Genomic DNA, 15,008 nt, shown 5'->3' with positions numbered 1-15,008 from the left:
CTCCAGTCGAAGGGCGGCGAATTCCTGTGTGGCAGGGGCGACTATGGTTTAGCCAGGTCCGCGATCTCTCGTGCGTTGATGATGAGAATGGCGAACACGCACCCGGCCGAGATCATCAGTAGGCTTTCCCAGGAGGCGTACGAGCCCGGTGTAGCCATTTTTGAGGCACCGACGAGCCCGGCCGCCGCCACGGCCAGGACAACAAGGTTTCTGAGCATTTCCAGCCGGCCCGCGGGCTGGGGACTTGCGCCGAAGCAATAGCAAGGCTCCCGCGAATCGCGCCTCATCATCAACAAAATCGACCCGGTGAAGAAGAGCAACAGAATGCCGGCGAGGGCGAAGGCACCGGCTGCGAGCGCCGGCACCATCACGCAGAGCGTGACCATCACCTCGGCCAGCACCACAGCGATGGCCAGCGCTGGGGCAAGGCGCGTCGTCACCGGGAGGCTTCTGGGCAACGAATCACGAAATTGCCGGAACGCGCCCGGTCGCCACACCTTACTTGCCGCCGCAAGCCCGAAGACAAGTGCTATCGAAGCCTGGCAGGCTATCACGATCCCACCTGGCCAGAGTGCCCGCATTGGCGATCACCTTCGCCCAATCAAATTTTTGCCGTCACCCGCCGGGCCGGCAGGCATTGCCGAACATACATGATCACGCCGGATGTCGGGGGGCATGAGGTTCACCCACTTCGACGCCCGTCGCTGTCGGCGGACGTTTCTCGGGATGTGCGTTCGGCGCGACGGGGCAGCGAGCAGGGCGGGTAGGCAGGCAGGTCAGACGGGTACCCCCGCACTCGATCCACACCCGCCCACTGACCGAACCCAGCCCATCGATCACACCCACTGCGCGACACGCGACCAACACACAACGCTCCCCGACTCTCCAGCCATAGCTGGTGGATTCGGCGTCTTCGCTGATAGTGGGCCCGTTCAGCGCGGCACTGATGGCGGCATCACCATCGTGACCATCGATGGATCTGGCCGAAGGGTCGGGTGGTGGTGATCAGGTGTGCCAGGAGACGGCGGACCTCGCCGAGGCCGTGTCGTAGCCCGCCCCCTCCGGCAGGGGTGGCGGTTCTGGATCCAGGAGCGAAAGCTCGCGCTACCGCGCCGATTCGGCCTTGAGCCCGGTCAGGAAGCTGGACCACGAGCTGCCGTCAAAGGCGAGCGTCGGGCCGCTGCGGTCCTTGGTGTCGCGGACGTCGACCGCGCCGCCGACGAACCGCACCTCGACACACGCCGCGTTGTTGGAGCTGCGGGAGGACTTGAACCAGCCACGGTCGGGGGTGGGGCGAGGGGCCATCACGTCATCTCCTTCGCGATCCGCCGGATCAGCGCCAGCGACTCGTCCGAGCCTAGCGCCCGCTCCCGCGCCTCGGCGAAGGTCACCACGTAGTCCGCGACCCGGCTCGACTGGTCGATGATGTCGCTGGAGGTCAGCACCTCCTGCCAGACCAGGTCGGGCAGCCGGGGCGACGGGAACGACAGGATCTGGAACGGGCCGCCGAGCGCGGGGTGCGCCCCGGCGGCGAACGGCATCACCCGGATCTCGATCTGTTCGGGGCGCTCGGTGAGCAGCCGGTCGAGGTGGTCGAGCTGGGCGCGCATCACCTCCGGGCCGCCCACCTGCTGCCGCAGCACGCCCTCGGCGATCACGGTGGTCACGCGGATCGGGTGGTCGTCGCCGAGCCGCCGCTGCCGCGCCATCCGCGCGGCGACCCGCCGGTCCATCTCGGTCAGCCGGACATAGGTGTTGCCGCCCCGGATGACCGCACGGGCGTACCCCTCGGTCTGCAACAGGCCGTGGAGCAGCTCGTTGTCGTAGGTGCGGATGTGCTCCGCGCCCGCCTCGTAGCCGAGGAAGCGGAGGAAGTCGGCCGGGAAGAGCTGCGAATACTGGTGCCACCAGGCCCGCTGCATGGCACCGACCCGCAGCTCCTCCAGCTCGGCGGCGTCGGACGGGTCGATCTCGTAGATCTTGACGAGCTGGGCCAGCCGGTCGCCCGGCAGCTTGACCCGCCCGGCCTCCACCCCGGAGATGTACGCCTGCGTGATGCCGCTGGCGCGGCCCGCCGCGACCGCCGTCATGCCCACCTCCTCGCGGCGCTCCCGCAGACGCAGCCCCAGCTCCCACGCCTGCACCGTGGGCGACGCGAGCGGCGGCGTCGACTTGCGGCGGGTTCTTGCGGCGTTCGTCGTCATCTCAACCCCATCCGTTCACGGTCACAGGCACATCGGCGACCATAGTCCAGAGACTCGCCGCGCGCTATGCCCTTGATATAAGCATCGTGGTCGGCGATGCTCTCTCCGGGACCTTCACCGAGGAGGCAGCATGTTGAACGAGGTCAGGTGGATTGGTCTGGAGCCGGAGGTGCGGCACGCGTTCTCGCTCTGCCGGGTGCTCGAGGCGGGCACGCCCGACGAGTGGTACGACCTGCTCGGGGTCGTCCGGGTGCCCGTCGACCGGCAGGTGCCGGACAAGCTGCGCGACGGGCTGTTGCCCTGGGCCCTGGCCACCCTGGCGGCCGGCGGATACGGCTTCGGGCGCTACCACGCCGGCTACTCGACGCTCGACGAGGACGGCGAGCCGGACAAGTCCTTCGCCAGCGAGGACATCAACTGGTCCGGCAGCGGCGTCCTGGTCCCCGCCGATCAGCCACCCGGCTCATGATCCGCTCCAACGTGGCGGCTGACAGCCCGCCCTTGACCCCCGATATAGGTCGAACATATGTTCGACCGATGGCCCTCGTCGGAGAATCCCACCAGCGACAACGGCCGGGAGGGCCGGGCCAGGAGGGCAGACCAGGGCCTACGATCGTCCGCATGGACACGGCGATGACCGAACGGGCCGCACTGGTCGCCCTACTTCGTCGCCCCCGCGTGAACTGGTCGGAGACGGCCCTGGACATCCAGGACAACGGCAGCGCCAAGGCCGTCCTGGACCGCACGATCGGCCACTCCGACACCCTCTTTCCCGACGATTCGACCACCGACCTGATCGACGCCGCCGCCACCGAGATCGTTGGCTGGCAGGCAGACGGGATCGGCGTCCACGCCTTCTTCGACGCCACCTACCCGGCCCAACTGCTCGGCATCCGGGAGATGCCGCCGCTTCTGTTCAGTCGAGGTGACCTGCGCCTTCACGACCGGGCGGTGGCCGTTGTCGGCAGCCGCAGGGCAAGCGCGGACGGGCTACGGATCGCCCGTGCCGTCGCCACCACCCTCGCCGGGCGCGGGGTGACCGTGGTCAGTGGGCTCGCCAGCGGCATCGACACGGCCGCTCACTCCGCCGCGCTGGAGGCAGGGGGGCGCACCGTCGCCGTCATCGGCACCGGCATCCGTCGGTACTATCCGCCGGACAATCGACGCCTACAGGACCACATCGCCGACGTCGGGCTGCTGATCTCCCAGTTCTGGCCCGATGCCCCGCCCAGTCGGCAGAGCTTCCCCATGCGCAACGCCGTGATGAGCGGATACGCGGTCGCGACCGTCGTCGTCGAGGCGGGCGAGACCAGCGGAGCAAGGATCCAGGCCCGGCTCGCCCTCCAGCACGGCCGCCCCGTCGTCCTGACCAGTCAGGTCATGCGGTGCGACTGGGCCAGGGCGTTCGCCGAGAACCCCGGGGTCTACGTCGTCCACGGCACCGCGCAACTGCTGGAGGCCGTCGACGACATCCTCAGCTATCAGCCCACCGAAGCCGGCTTGGAGAACTTCCCTGACTTCGCCCTCCGCTGACCAACGCTGGAGCACCATTCACCGGTACGTCGAAGTCCAGCGCGGCTACCTACGCAACCCGCTGCCGGCGTACCCCTGGATCTGTCCCACATGCCGGGGGGTGCGCGGCGAGGGTTACCCGCTCTGCTTCCGCTGCCAGTCCCACCTGAGCCGCTCGGCCGGGATCCTCGCGGACCTCGTGCTCCCGATCTCCTACTCGCCACGCACCTGGCAGCACCATCACAACCTCAGGGCGTACAAGGGCACGGCCCGTTCCGAGCAGGCTCGACGAAGCCTGCTCGCCGTCTTGCTGCTCTTCCTGCGCGACCACCTCGCCTGCGTGGCGGCCCGCACCGGCGCACCGCCAACACATGTCATCACCGTCCCCAGCACCCGCCGCCCCGGCATTCATCCGCTCACCGACCTCGTCGGCAGTCGGCTCCACCTGCCCTGGATCGACAGCGCGGTCAACCCGAGGTATGGGGCGGACGACCACGACTTCCACGCCGACTGGTTCGCCCCGGCCATTCCCTCGTCCCCATCGCCGATCCACGCACTGATCCTCGAGGACACCTGGACGACCGGTGCCCGCGTGCAGTCACTGGCCCACGCCCTGAAGGTCGCGGGTGTCGCCACGGTCGCCGCGATCGTTCTCGGCCGCCATGTGGATCCGACCTACACGCCGGCAAAGCGGCTGATGGAGGCCATCGCCGATCCGGTCTTCGACCCCGCCCGCTGCGCAACGGAGAACGGCTGACAGCACGCCGAAGCCCAACCTCGGCTGAGGCAGCTCACCAGACCCGGCGGCGGCCGGCGCGGTGGTTGCGTACTCCGCAGGGGCGGCCGGGTGGCGGGGCGGCGGGCCGGCGCAGACGTACGACCAGGGCGGCCAGCAGCACGACCAGCGTGACCGCCGCGCCGGCCGCGACCGGCCACCCGCCCGGGCCGAGCCGGCTCACCGACGCCACAGGCACCCCGGGCGCGCCCCCGACGGTATCCCCGGCCGGCGCGCCCAGCGTGCCCGCGTCGGCGGCCAGCACCTCCGGGGCGGCGGCCGGCTCAGACTCCCCCGCCGGGGCGACGGCGGCCGGCGCCGGTTTCCCCCCAGCCGGGCCGCCGCCAGGGCCCGCAGCTTCGCGGTAGACCACGTCGGAGCAGGAGTAGTAGGTGTCCTGGGTGTCGGAGTTCTGCCAGATCGTGTAGATGAGGTGCCGCCCGGCGCGGCCCGCCGGCAGCCGGCCCGTCATCTGGTACGCCCCGTCGCGGATCGGCGGGTCGGTCGCCGTGAGGAACGGCTCCGCCTCCAGGTCGACCCAGGTCAGCCGCCGCTTCGCGTCGTAGTCGTCGACGGTCGAGTAGAGCCGGAACGTGCCCCGGTGCGGGATCGTCGTGCGGTAGCGGAAGGTGAACTTCGCGCCCGCCGTCAGCTCGGTCGCCGGCCAGTCGGAGCGCGCCAGGTCCAGCCCCTGGTAGGCGGACAGCCCGCCGCTGCACAGCTCCCCGTCGGGGATGCGCTGCCGGTCCCGCCCGTCGATGCGGGCCACCCGGATGTTGTCCCACTCGCGGACCGCCGCGCCGGCCGACACGGCCGCCCGGCAGGCGGGGGTCGCGGCGTGGGGGCCGCCGGGCCGGCACGCGGCGGCGCGGCTCAGCGGGTCGGTGGGGGCCCCGTGGGCGTATGCCGGGGGCGCGGCGAGCGCCACGGTCGCGGCAGCGACCGCGGCGGCGGCGAACATGCGGCGTACGGCCATGGTGTCGACCTCCCGCACAGTGGTACGGACGCGGGGCGGCAAAGGTTCGACGGGCGCTGCCCCTACCTGCCCGTGCCCGCCGCGCGGAACGGCTGGGCCTGCCAGGCGGCCGGGTCCTCGGGTCGACGGGGCGGGTGGGCGCAGAGGACGTACGAGTCGGGGGCGGTCGCGCCGTGCCGGCCGCCGAGCGTCGCCATGATCGCCCGGTGCACGTCGCGCGGGTCGACGCGCGGGTCGGCCGGGGCGGCGTACCCGACGAGCGACCGGGCGCCGACGGGCCCGTCCCGCAGCACGACCCTGGCGTACGGGTCGCCGGTCGCCTCCCGGAGCACCCGCTCGCTTTCGGCGAGGTCGATCCAGGCGGAGTCGATCTCCACCCAGTTGTCGCCGCGCTCGACCCGGTCGAGTCCGACCAGGTCACCGAGCCGGTCGTAGTCGATGTCCCGCTCCGCCGCCGTCAGCAGGATCCGCTCCATCGACCACAGCAGCTCCGCCGCCTCGTCGGTGGTGACGTGCCGTACGTCGTGGGTGAGGCCGACCACGACGGTGGGCCGGGTACGCAGGATGACGAGCTGCACCGGGCCGGTGGTCTGCGTCTCCAGGCCGCTCTCCACCTCGGTGCCCCGCACCGGCACCCCGGCCCGCCCGTCGAAGACGCCGCCCCGGGAGGTGCTCATGTCGTTGATCACCAGGTCCCGGTGCCGTTGGCAGCCCCGCTGGGAGCCGATCGACTGGACCAGCTCCTCCACGGCGGTCGCGTCGAAGTAGGCGTACTGGTAGGCGTTGAAGATGTTGAGGTGCGTCTGCCGCAGGGTCTCGTGGAACGAGGGGGCCGGCGCGAACGGGACCAGCGCGCTCTGCGCGATGCTGCCGACGAAGTCTTGCATGCGGGGCAGTGCCCGGTTGCTGTAGAGGGCCTCCAGCATCGCCCGGTCGGTGTCGGTCCACCAGCACAGCAGCGTCGCCGTCGTGGTGACGAGGACGCTGGCCGGGGTGACCCTGGCCCGCTTGGCGATCTCGGCGAGGGCCGCGGCGACGGGGGTGGAGCGCAGCGTCGCGAGCCGGTGCTCCGGCGGCCCCTGGCGGCGGGCCGGGGTGGAGACGAGGCAGGGCGGCAGGGTGTGCAGCTGCCGGCGCCAGTAGTCGAGCGTCCTCGCCATCCGGCGGCGGGCCTCGGGGGTCCGCTCGTACTCGGCCTGGTCGGCGGGCTGCCAGGCCGGCGGGGCCGCCGTGCGGTCGGCGGGCGTGGCGACGAGCCCGACGAACTCGTCCAGCACGATGTTCGCCCCCACCAGGTCCGCGACGGTGTGGGAGAACTCGAAGACGGCCCGCACCGGCACCCCGGCGTCGGTGGTGACCGCCATCCGGACGGGGAAGTCGGCACCGTGGTCGAACGGGCGGGGCGGATCGGTGATCCAGGTGCGGTCGCGCGCCTGCGGCCCGAGTTCGAGCAGCGTCACCTCGACGTGGCCGGACCGGGACACCACCTGGGCCCGCTCGACGCCGGGACCCGCCTCGTAGACCGTCCGCAGCCCCTCGTGGCGGGACACCAGCGCGCCGGCCGCTTCGAGCACGTCGTCGACGGTGCGGCCGGCGGGCAGGTCGGCGTGGACGACGAACACGGCGCCGGTGCCCTCGTTCGGCATCCAGTCGAAGACGTTGCTCTGCCCGTGGGGCATCGGCCAGCGGCCCGCGCGGTGCCCCGCGAACGGCACCCGCACCGTCCGGTGGAGGGTCGAGGTCTCGGCCGTGGTCACGGGGCCACCTCCAGCTCGGTCTGGTCGGTCTTCTCCTCGGCGGGCACGGGCGTCGGCTTCGGGCGGGTCAGCAGCCGCAGCCCGGACAGCAGGATCACCAGCGACAGGACGGCCAGCAGGACGCGGTAGTCCACGACGCCGATGAGGACGGCGGCCACCCCGATGCACGCCGTCTGCGGGACCGTCACCAGCATGCCCGCCGTGGTGAAGACCCGGCCCAGCAGCCGCGAGGGGGTGTGCCGTTGCAGCAGGGTGTTCCAGCCGATCGAGAACCAGGTGACCGCGAGCCCGATCCCGATCGCCCCGCCCAGCACGACGGGGGTCGCGCCGACGGCCAGGGCGGCGCAGCCGAGCCCCAGGCCGACCAGCGCCCCGCCGATGGCCCGGGCCTCGCCGGCACGGCGCAGCAGCCACGCGCCGGTGAAGCCGGCGGCGATGGAGCCGATGCCCTGGACGCTGACGATCACCCCGAAGAACGCGGCCGGTCGGTGCAGCCCGTCCTCGACCACCACGAAGATGATCGGCTCCAGGAACCCCACCGCCCCGAACGCGACGGCGCTGACCAGGGTGACCTGGGACAGCAACGGGACCGACCGGATGTGCCGCAGGCCGGCGAGCAGCTCCGTGCCGAACCGTTCGCCGGTGGGTTCCGGCGGCGACTCGGCGACACGTACGGACGCGAGCGCGGTGATGGCGGCGAGGAAGGTCAGCGCGTCGATCAGCGCCAGCAGGTGGCCGCCGAACGCGGCGTAGATGCCGGAGCCGACCAGCGGCGCGAGGATGCGGGTGAACCCGAACAGCGTGCCGAACGCCGCGTTGGCCGACGGCAGGTCACGGTCGGGCAGCAGGTCCTTGAGCAGGGCGTTGCGCCCCGCGGTGAGCACCGTGGCGACGCAGCCGTGCACGATGGCGACGGCGTAGATGATCCAGGTGTCCTCGGCGCTGCGCACCCCGAGCAGCGCCAGCACCACCAGCCCGGCGATGCCGTTGGTGACCATCAGCAGCGTCTTGCGGCGTACCCGGTCGATCTGCCGCCCGGCCAGCGGGGCGAACAGCACCGGCAGGCCCATGGCCAGGAAGACCACGCCGGCGGCCGAGTTGCTGCCGGTGAGGTCCTTGACCCAGATGCCGAGGGCCAGCAGCAGCGCGGTGTCGCCGAAGCCCGACAGTGCGTCGCCGATGTACAGCCGCCGAAACCGGCCGTCCCTGAACGCGGTCACTCAACTCAGCGCCTCTCGGTGGTTGGCGGGGCGGCCGACGGGTTCCAGCCGCACCTGAAGGTGGCGATAGCCGTGGACCAGGTTGGAGCGCAGCGGCACCGGCTCCCCGAGCACGGCCACCGCCCCCGCGAACTCGGCCAGGGCGAGCAGCAGCGCCCGCAGTTCCAGCCGGGCCAGCGCCGCGCCCAGGCAGTGGTGCGGGCCGTACCCGAAGCCCAGGTGGTTGGCGGCGCGGCCGGGGCGGAACTCGTCGGGGGCGTCGAAGTGGCGGGGGTCCCGGTTGGCCGCCGGCAGCCACGCCACGACCGCGTCGCCGGTCGACACCCGCTGGCCGGGCAGGTCGACGTCGTCGGTGGCGACCCGCAGCACGTGCATCGCGGGCGACGTCCACCGGATGACCTCCTCGACGACCGGCCCGACGAGGCCCGGGTCGGCCCGCAGGCCAGCGAGGGTCCCCGGGGACGTGGCGAGCGCGTGGAAGCAGCCGGCGATCGCGTGGCGGGTCGTCTCGTTGCCGCCGACGAGGACGTTGTCGCAGTTGAGGAGCACCTCGCGCAGGTCGAAGCGGCTGTCGGCGGCCAGCGCGCTGATCAGGTCGTCGCCCGGGCTGCGTCGCCGGTCGGCCACCAGGTCGGCGAGGTAGAGGATCATCTCCGAGTGGGCCGCCTCCGGCGACATCCGGTCGAAGGTGCTGTCCGCGCCGCCGAACGCGTGGTTGGTCAGCTCGATGAGCATGTCGCGGTCGTCCGCCGGCACGCCGAGGATCCGGCAGACGACGCTCGCCGGGATCACCGGCCCGAGCGAGGCGGCGACGTCGACACCGCCGGCCGAGACGGCGTCGGCGACGAGCCGGCGCACCTCCTGCCGGACGACGTCGTCGAGGGACTCGGCCATCGCCCGGGACAGGAACGGCATGATCACGCTGCGCAGCCGGCCGTGCTGGGGTCCGTCGGCGACCACGAGCATCCCGCCGCCCGCCTTGTCGGGGTGGTCGCGGTCGAAGCCGATCATCATCCCGTACTCGGAGGTGAACGGCGCCTTCGGCGCGAGGATCGCGCGGCACCCGGCCAGCGAGAACACCGACCAGAAGCCGCCCGGCGACGTGCCGGCCTCGCTCCACAGCACGGCGTCGCTGGCGGCGTGGTCGCGCCAGCGGGCGAACCGGCCGGGGTCGAGGTAGAGGTCAGGGTCGCCCAGGTCCATCGCCGTGCCCCCTCCGCTCGGTCCCGACCAGGTCGGTGGTCTCCCCGGCCGGGTCGGTCGTCTCGCGGGCCAGGTCGGTGCTCTCGCGGGTCAGGTCGGTGATCTCCCGGGCCAGGTCGGCGAAGGCGGGCCGGCGGAACACGGTGACGATCCGCAGGTCCACGCCGAACCGCCGGTGCACCGCGCCGACCAGGTGCAGGGCCTTGATGGAGGTGCCGCCCAGCGCGAAGAAGTGGCTGTCGGCGGCGACGTCGGCGACCCCCAGCAGGTCCCGCCAGATGTCGGCGAGACCGGCGGCGACCGGGTCGTCGGCGGTGGCCGGTGCGCCGGGTGTGGGCGAACCGTCGGCCGGGGCGACCGGCGTGTCCGGATCCGGGGCCGGGGCAGCGGCCGGATCCGGGGCAGCGGCGCGGCCCAGCTCCGCCAGCAGCGCCGGCCGGTCCACCTTGCCGTTGTTGGTCGTCGGCAGCCGCCGCACCCGGTGGCAGCGCGCCGGCACCATGTACGCCGGCAGGTTGGCCCGCAGGAACTCCCGCACCTCGCCCGGGTCGGCCGGGCCGGTCAGCACGGCGACCAGCTCCACGGCGTCGGCGGCGGCGACCGCCAGCACCGCGCCCTCGCCCACCCCGGGGCAGTCGCCGAGGACCCGCTCCACCTCGCCCAGCTCGACCCGGAACCCGCTGACCTTGACCTGGTCGTCGCGGCGGCCGAGGAACACGACGCCGCCGTCGGGCAGCAGCCGCACCAGGTCCCCGGTGCGGTAGAGCCGCGCGCCGGGCTCGACGGCGTACGGGTCGGCGACGAACGCGGCGCCGGTGCGCCCCGGGTCGCCCACGTAGCCGTCGGCCAGCCCCTGGCCGCCGACGTACAGCTCGCCGGTGCCGCCGGGCGCGACGGGGGCCAGCCGGTCGTCGAGGACCCGCAGGTACGTGCCGTCGATGGCCCCGCCGATCGGCAGGACACCCCGGTCCAGGTCGGCGGCGGTCACCTCGTGGGCGGCGGAGAAGGTGGTGTTCTCCGTCGGCCCGTACGCGTTGACGAGGTGCTGCGGCGCGCCGGCGGCCAGCATCCGCCGCACCGGCTCCAGCGCGTACTGGTCGCCGCCGATGAGCAGCACCCGCAGTCCGGCGAACGCGTCGGGCACGTGCGCGACGATGGCGTTGAGCAGCGCGTTCGTGGTGAACATGACGCTCACGCCGGTGTCGGCGAGGAACCGCCCCATCCGGTGCGGCGACAGGGCCACCTCGCGGGGCACCACCGCCAGCGTCGCGCCCGCGCACAGCGCGCCCCAGACCTCCAGGGTGGCCGCGTCGAAGGCGGTGTTCGACAGGTGCGCGACGACGTCCTCCGGGTGCAGGCTCAGGAAGTTGGAGCGCGGCACCAGCCGCAGGATCGCCTCGTGCGGCACCACCACGCCCTTCGGCGTCCCGGTGGAGCCGGAGGTGTACATGACGTACGCGGGATGCCGGACGGTCACCGGCACCGGCGGCGACGCGGGCCGGTCGGCGGCCCCGGCCAGCGCGGCGGCCAGGTCGACGGTCGGCACCCCGGCCGGCACGTGCTCCTGCGCGCCCGGCTGGCACAGGGCGAGCCGCACGCCGCTGTCGCGCAGGATCGTCCGGCTGCGGGCGGGCGGCTGGGCCACGTCGACGGGCACGTACGCCGCCCCGGCGCGCAGCACGGCCAGGAACGCGGTGACCGCGTCCGCGCCCCGCTCGGCGGCCACGGCGACCCGGTCCCCCGGCCGTACGCCCGCCTCGACCAGGTGCCCCGCGAGCCCGGCGGCGGCGGCGTCCAGCTCGCCGTAGCTCAGGCTCTTCCCGCCGTGCCGGACGGCGACCGCCTCCGGGTAGGCGCGCGCCCGCTGCGAAACCAGCTCGTGCACCGGCCGGTCGACGGGCTGGCGGGTGTACCCGCCGGGGACCCGGCCGGCGGGCCGGGACGGGGCCGACGCGACCGACGGAGCCGCCGCGACCGGCGCGGGCGGGGTCTCCGGGACGGACAGCGTCGCCGCGACGGGGGCGTCCGGGGCGGCGCTGAGCCGGGTGAGGTCGGCCAGCAGCCGGCCGTGCAGCTCCTCGGCCCGGCCCCGGGTGAACAGGTCCGCGGCGGCCTCCAGCGCCGACGTCGCCGACGTCGCGCCGGTGGTGACCGTCCACAGCAGCTCGTACTTGGCGGTGCCGGTCGACAGGACGTCGCGGGCGGCGGTGGCCCCGGCCGGGGCCCAGTGCCAGGCGCGGTCGTCGACGTGCGAGATGCTGACCTGGGTCAGCGGGTGCCCGGCCGCACCGGCGGCGGCGGTCGCGTCGGCCACCAGCTCCTGCAACGGCGTCCACTGGTAGGCCAGCGCCGCGCTGACCTGCCCGCGCACCTGCGTGACGAGCTGCCGGAAGGTGGTGTCGGGCCCGACGCGCACCCGGACGGGCAGGACGTTGACGAACATGCCGACCGTGTCCTCGTCGTCGGCCGTCCGCCCGCCCAGCGGCGCGCCGACCACGACCTCCGGCGCATGCGCCGCGCCGCCGGGCGCGGCGACCCGGGCGAGGAACGCCGCGTACGCGGCGAGCAGCACCATGAACTCCGACGCCGCGCAGGCCGTCGCCAGTTCGGTGAGGCGGGCCACCAGCGCGGCGTCGACCGGGGCGGTCACCACCTCGCCGGCCGGGCCCACCACATCGGGGCGCGGCCGGTCGGCCGGCAGCGCCATCCGGCCGCCCAACCCGGCGAGCTGCCCCCGCCAGTGGGCGCGCGCCGCCGCCGCGTCGGGGCGTCCGGCCAGGCCCCGGCGGCGCAGCGGCGGCAGGTCCCGGGCCAGGCCGACGCGTTCGCCGTACGACTGCTGGAGCTGGCGGTCGAGCAGGTCCAGCGAGTGCTGGTCGGCGATCAGGTGGTGCAGGGTGAGCAGCAGGACCGCGCGGTCCCCGGGCTCGGTGACGAGGCAGGCGCGCGCCAGGGGCGGCACGTCGGTGGGCACCGGGCGGCGGGCCTCCTCCGCGACGTACCGGCGGGCCTCGGCGGCGGCCCGCGCGGGCTCCTCCCCGGACAGGTCCACGACCGTCCACGGCAGCGCGGCGGCCGACCGGACCAGCCGCCGGCCGTCCGCCGTGAAGCAGGTGCGCAGCGCCTCGTGCCGGTCCACCAGGTCCTGCAGCGCGGCGCGCAGCGCCTCGGCGTCGACGTCGCCGGCGAACCGGTAGCGCACCGGGACGCAGTACAGCGGCGAGCCCGGGTGCAGCCGGTCGGAGAACAGCAGCCGCTCCTCGGTGGGCGACATCGGGGTCTCCCGCGCCGACGGCGCGTGCCGGGCAAGGTGCGCGGCCACGTCGACGGGCCGCCGGCAGGTGAACAGCAGGTCCAGGTCGACGGCGATGCCGGTCCGCCGGCGCAGTTCGAGGGCCACCTCGACGGCCTGGAGGGACTGCCCGCCGAGGTCGAAGAAGTCGGCGGCCGGGTCGATCCGGTCCCGCCGCAGCACCTGCCCGAAGGCGGCGTGCACGATCTCGGCGTACGGCGCGGCGTCGGCCGTCGCCGGCTGGTTGTCGATACTCACGCGGTCCTCCCCGCGTCGGCACCGGCGTCGCGCCCCGCCCCGGCGCCCGTGCCGGTGCGCCGGACCAGGTGGTCGCCGAGGACGAGCGCGTCCAGGGTGGACCGGGCGAACGTGGCGACCGCCTCGGCGGGGGTGCGGACGATCGGCTGACCCCGCAGGTTGAACGACGTGTTGACCAGCACCGGCAGCCCCGTCCGGCGGCCCATCTCGCGCAGCAGCCCCCAGAACAGCGGCGCGGACTCGCGCTGCACCACCTGCACCCGGGCGGACCCGTCGACGTGGGTGACGGCGGGCAGCCGGTCCCGGTAGGGCTCCCGCACGCCGGTGACCATCAGCATGTGCCGGAACGCCGCCTGCGTCCCCGGCGGGATGTCGAAGTAGGTGGCGGCGTCCTCCACGGGCACCGCCGGGGCGAACGGGCGGAACTCCTCGCGCTGCTTGACCACCGTGTTGAGGTGGGCGCGCATCGTCGGCGAGCGCGGGTCGGCGAGGATGCTGCGGTTGCCCAGGGCGCGCGGGCCGAACTCCATCCGGCCCTGGCACAGCGCCACCGTGGCACCGCCCTCGATCAGCGCCACGGTCTCGCGGACCAGGTCCTCCTCGGCGTGCCGCGCGACGGCGAAGCCGGGGCCGAGGTCGCGCAGCGCCGCCGCGACGTCGGCGGCGGCGAGGTCGTCCCCCCAGTACGGCATGTCCATGCCGGCCGGCGCCGCCGGCCGCGCCTCGCGCAGCGCGGCCAGGGCCGCGCCCAAGGCGGTGCCGTCGTCGCCGGCGGCCGGCTGCACGAACACCTCGTCGAAGAGGCCGCTGCGCAGGATCACCCCGTTGGCGGAGCAGTTGAGCGCGACGCCGCCGGCCAGGCAGAGCCGGCGCAACCCGGTGCGGCGGCGGTACTCGGTGAGCACGTGCAGCAGCGTCCGTTCCAGCGCGTCCTGGAGGGCGGCGGCCACGTCCATGTGGTGCTGCGCCAGCTCGGCGTCGGGCTCGCGCGCCGGGCCGAGCTTCTCCTCCAGCCGGCGCAGCACGCCCTGGTGCGTCTCGCGTTCCATCGGGGACTTGTTGGCCGACAGCAGCGGCACGGCGAACCGGCCGTCGGGGTCGAGCCGGACGAACTCGTCGAGCGGGCCCCGGTAGCGCTGCCGGTCCCCGTACGGGGCCAGGCCCATCACCTTGTATTCGTCCATGCCGGGCTGGAAGCCCAGGTAGTGCGTGAAGACGCTGTAGAGGATGCCCAGCGAACTCATGATCGGGTAGCTGCCGCACTGGTCGAGCGACGCGCCCCGGCCCTCGAACACGGTCAGCGACTCCTGCTCGCCCATGCCGTCGGCCACGACCACCAGCGCCTCGTCGAAGCCGCTGAGGTAGTAGCTGCTGGCGGCGTGGGCCACGTGGTGGCGCACGTGGACGAAGCAGGGTTCGGCGACGGCGGGCGGGTAGTGGGCGCGGAAGGTCTCCCGCTGGACGCGCTGGGCGTACACCTCCTCGTACCACCGGGTGGCGAGGTGGTCGAGCCGCCAGACGGGGGACGGCTCGTACCGGAAGCCGTGGGCGACGACCTCGACGTCGCGCATCGTCGCACCGGCCGCCCGCAGGCAGGCGTCGATCGCGTCGCGGGGGAAGCGGCCGGTGCCCTTGTCGCCGTCGTAGCGTTCCTGCGCGGCGGCGGCGATCACCCCGGTCTCGTCGACCAGGGCCGCCGCAGAGTCGAGGCCCTGGACGATCCGTTGTTCCCGCCGCCACCCGTCGCCGAGTATCGCGCGCTTGAGCGCCGTGCCGCGGTCGAGGCCGCTGAATCCCAGCGTCAGCATTGT

The 15,008-nt window shown here is 73.7% G+C and carries 12 protein-coding genes; 3 read left to right on the top strand and 9 right to left on the bottom strand.

The window, feature by feature from the left end:
- Window positions 1-41: 41 nt before the first annotated feature.
- The 3 genes from TK50_RS32060 to TK50_RS07745 all read right to left on the bottom strand — a co-directional run bounded on the left by TK50_RS32060 (window position 42) and on the right by TK50_RS07745 (window position 2,204).
- A complete protein-coding gene (locus TK50_RS32060; RefSeq protein ID WP_241773951.1) occupies window positions 42-581 on the bottom strand; it encodes a MauE/DoxX family redox-associated membrane protein in 540 nt (179 codons plus the stop codon).
- A 523-nt stretch (window positions 582-1,104) separates the two neighbouring features.
- Window positions 1,105-1,305 carry a DUF397 domain-containing protein gene (locus tag TK50_RS07750; RefSeq protein WP_043962107.1) on the bottom strand — a complete coding sequence of 67 codons (201 nt, stop codon included), beginning with the start codon at window positions 1,303-1,305 and terminating at the stop codon, window positions 1,105-1,107.
- Window positions 1,305-2,204 (bottom strand): helix-turn-helix domain-containing protein, encoded by a 900-nt coding sequence (locus tag TK50_RS07745; RefSeq protein ID WP_043962106.1) that lies wholly within the window; start codon window positions 2,202-2,204, stop codon window positions 1,305-1,307. The genes TK50_RS07750 and TK50_RS07745 overlap by 1 nt, the downstream gene beginning before the upstream one ends.
- 130 nt (window positions 2,205-2,334) lie before the next feature.
- Here TK50_RS07745 and TK50_RS07740 point away from each other — a divergent pair, with 130 nt between their 5' ends.
- The 3 genes from TK50_RS07740 to TK50_RS07730 all read left to right on the top strand — a co-directional run bounded on the left by TK50_RS07740 (window position 2,335) and on the right by TK50_RS07730 (window position 4,473).
- Window positions 2,335-2,673: a hypothetical protein gene (locus TK50_RS07740; RefSeq protein WP_043962105.1), complete on the top strand. Its 339-nt coding sequence runs from the start codon at window positions 2,335-2,337 to the stop codon at window positions 2,671-2,673.
- Window positions 2,674-2,825: 152 nt separating this feature from the next.
- Complete coding sequence (locus tag TK50_RS07735; RefSeq protein ID WP_043962104.1) at window positions 2,826-3,737, top strand: DNA-processing protein DprA; 912 nt, start codon at window positions 2,826-2,828, stop codon at window positions 3,735-3,737.
- A gap of 100 nt (window positions 3,738-3,837) precedes the next feature.
- Complete coding sequence (locus tag TK50_RS07730; protein WP_043962103.1) at window positions 3,838-4,473, top strand: hypothetical protein; 636 nt, start codon at window positions 3,838-3,840, stop codon at window positions 4,471-4,473.
- A gap of 34 nt (window positions 4,474-4,507) precedes the next feature.
- Here the strand turns inward: TK50_RS07730 and TK50_RS07725 are convergent, their stop codons facing one another.
- From TK50_RS07725 to TK50_RS07700, 6 genes are all read right to left on the bottom strand, one after another.
- Window positions 4,508-5,467, bottom strand: coding sequence for a lytic polysaccharide monooxygenase auxiliary activity family 9 protein (locus TK50_RS07725; protein WP_043964067.1), 960 nt, complete (start codon window positions 5,465-5,467; stop codon window positions 4,508-4,510).
- A gap of 62 nt (window positions 5,468-5,529) precedes the next feature.
- A complete protein-coding gene (locus TK50_RS07720; protein ID WP_043962102.1) occupies window positions 5,530-7,224 on the bottom strand; it encodes a condensation domain-containing protein in 1,695 nt (564 codons plus the stop codon).
- The gene (locus TK50_RS07715; protein WP_052503655.1) at window positions 7,221-8,444 is read right to left on the bottom strand and encodes an MFS transporter; all 1,224 of its coding nucleotides are present in this window, start codon (window positions 8,442-8,444) and stop codon (window positions 7,221-7,223) included. Before TK50_RS07715 ends, TK50_RS07720 begins: the two co-directional genes overlap by 4 nt.
- Window positions 8,445-9,647 carry a cytochrome P450 gene (locus TK50_RS07710; RefSeq protein ID WP_043962101.1) on the bottom strand — a complete coding sequence of 401 codons (1,203 nt, stop codon included), beginning with the start codon at window positions 9,645-9,647 and terminating at the stop codon, window positions 8,445-8,447.
- A complete protein-coding gene (locus TK50_RS07705) occupies window positions 9,628-13,197 on the bottom strand; it encodes a non-ribosomal peptide synthetase (RefSeq protein ID WP_043962100.1) in 3,570 nt (1,189 codons plus the stop codon). Before TK50_RS07705 ends, TK50_RS07710 begins: the two co-directional genes overlap by 20 nt.
- Window positions 13,194-15,005 (bottom strand): carbamoyltransferase family protein, encoded by a 1,812-nt coding sequence (locus TK50_RS07700; RefSeq protein WP_063838557.1) that lies wholly within the window; start codon window positions 15,003-15,005, stop codon window positions 13,194-13,196. The genes TK50_RS07705 and TK50_RS07700 overlap by 4 nt, the downstream gene beginning before the upstream one ends.
- Window positions 15,006-15,008 lie beyond the last annotated feature (3 nt).

The sequence above is a fragment of the Micromonospora haikouensis genome (assembly GCF_000876225.1).
Taxonomy (GTDB): Bacteria; Actinomycetota; Actinomycetes; order Mycobacteriales; family Micromonosporaceae; genus Micromonospora; species Micromonospora haikouensis.
The sequence above is the reverse complement of the archived record's forward strand: the minus strand, read 5'-3'. Positions and strand labels throughout refer to the sequence as shown.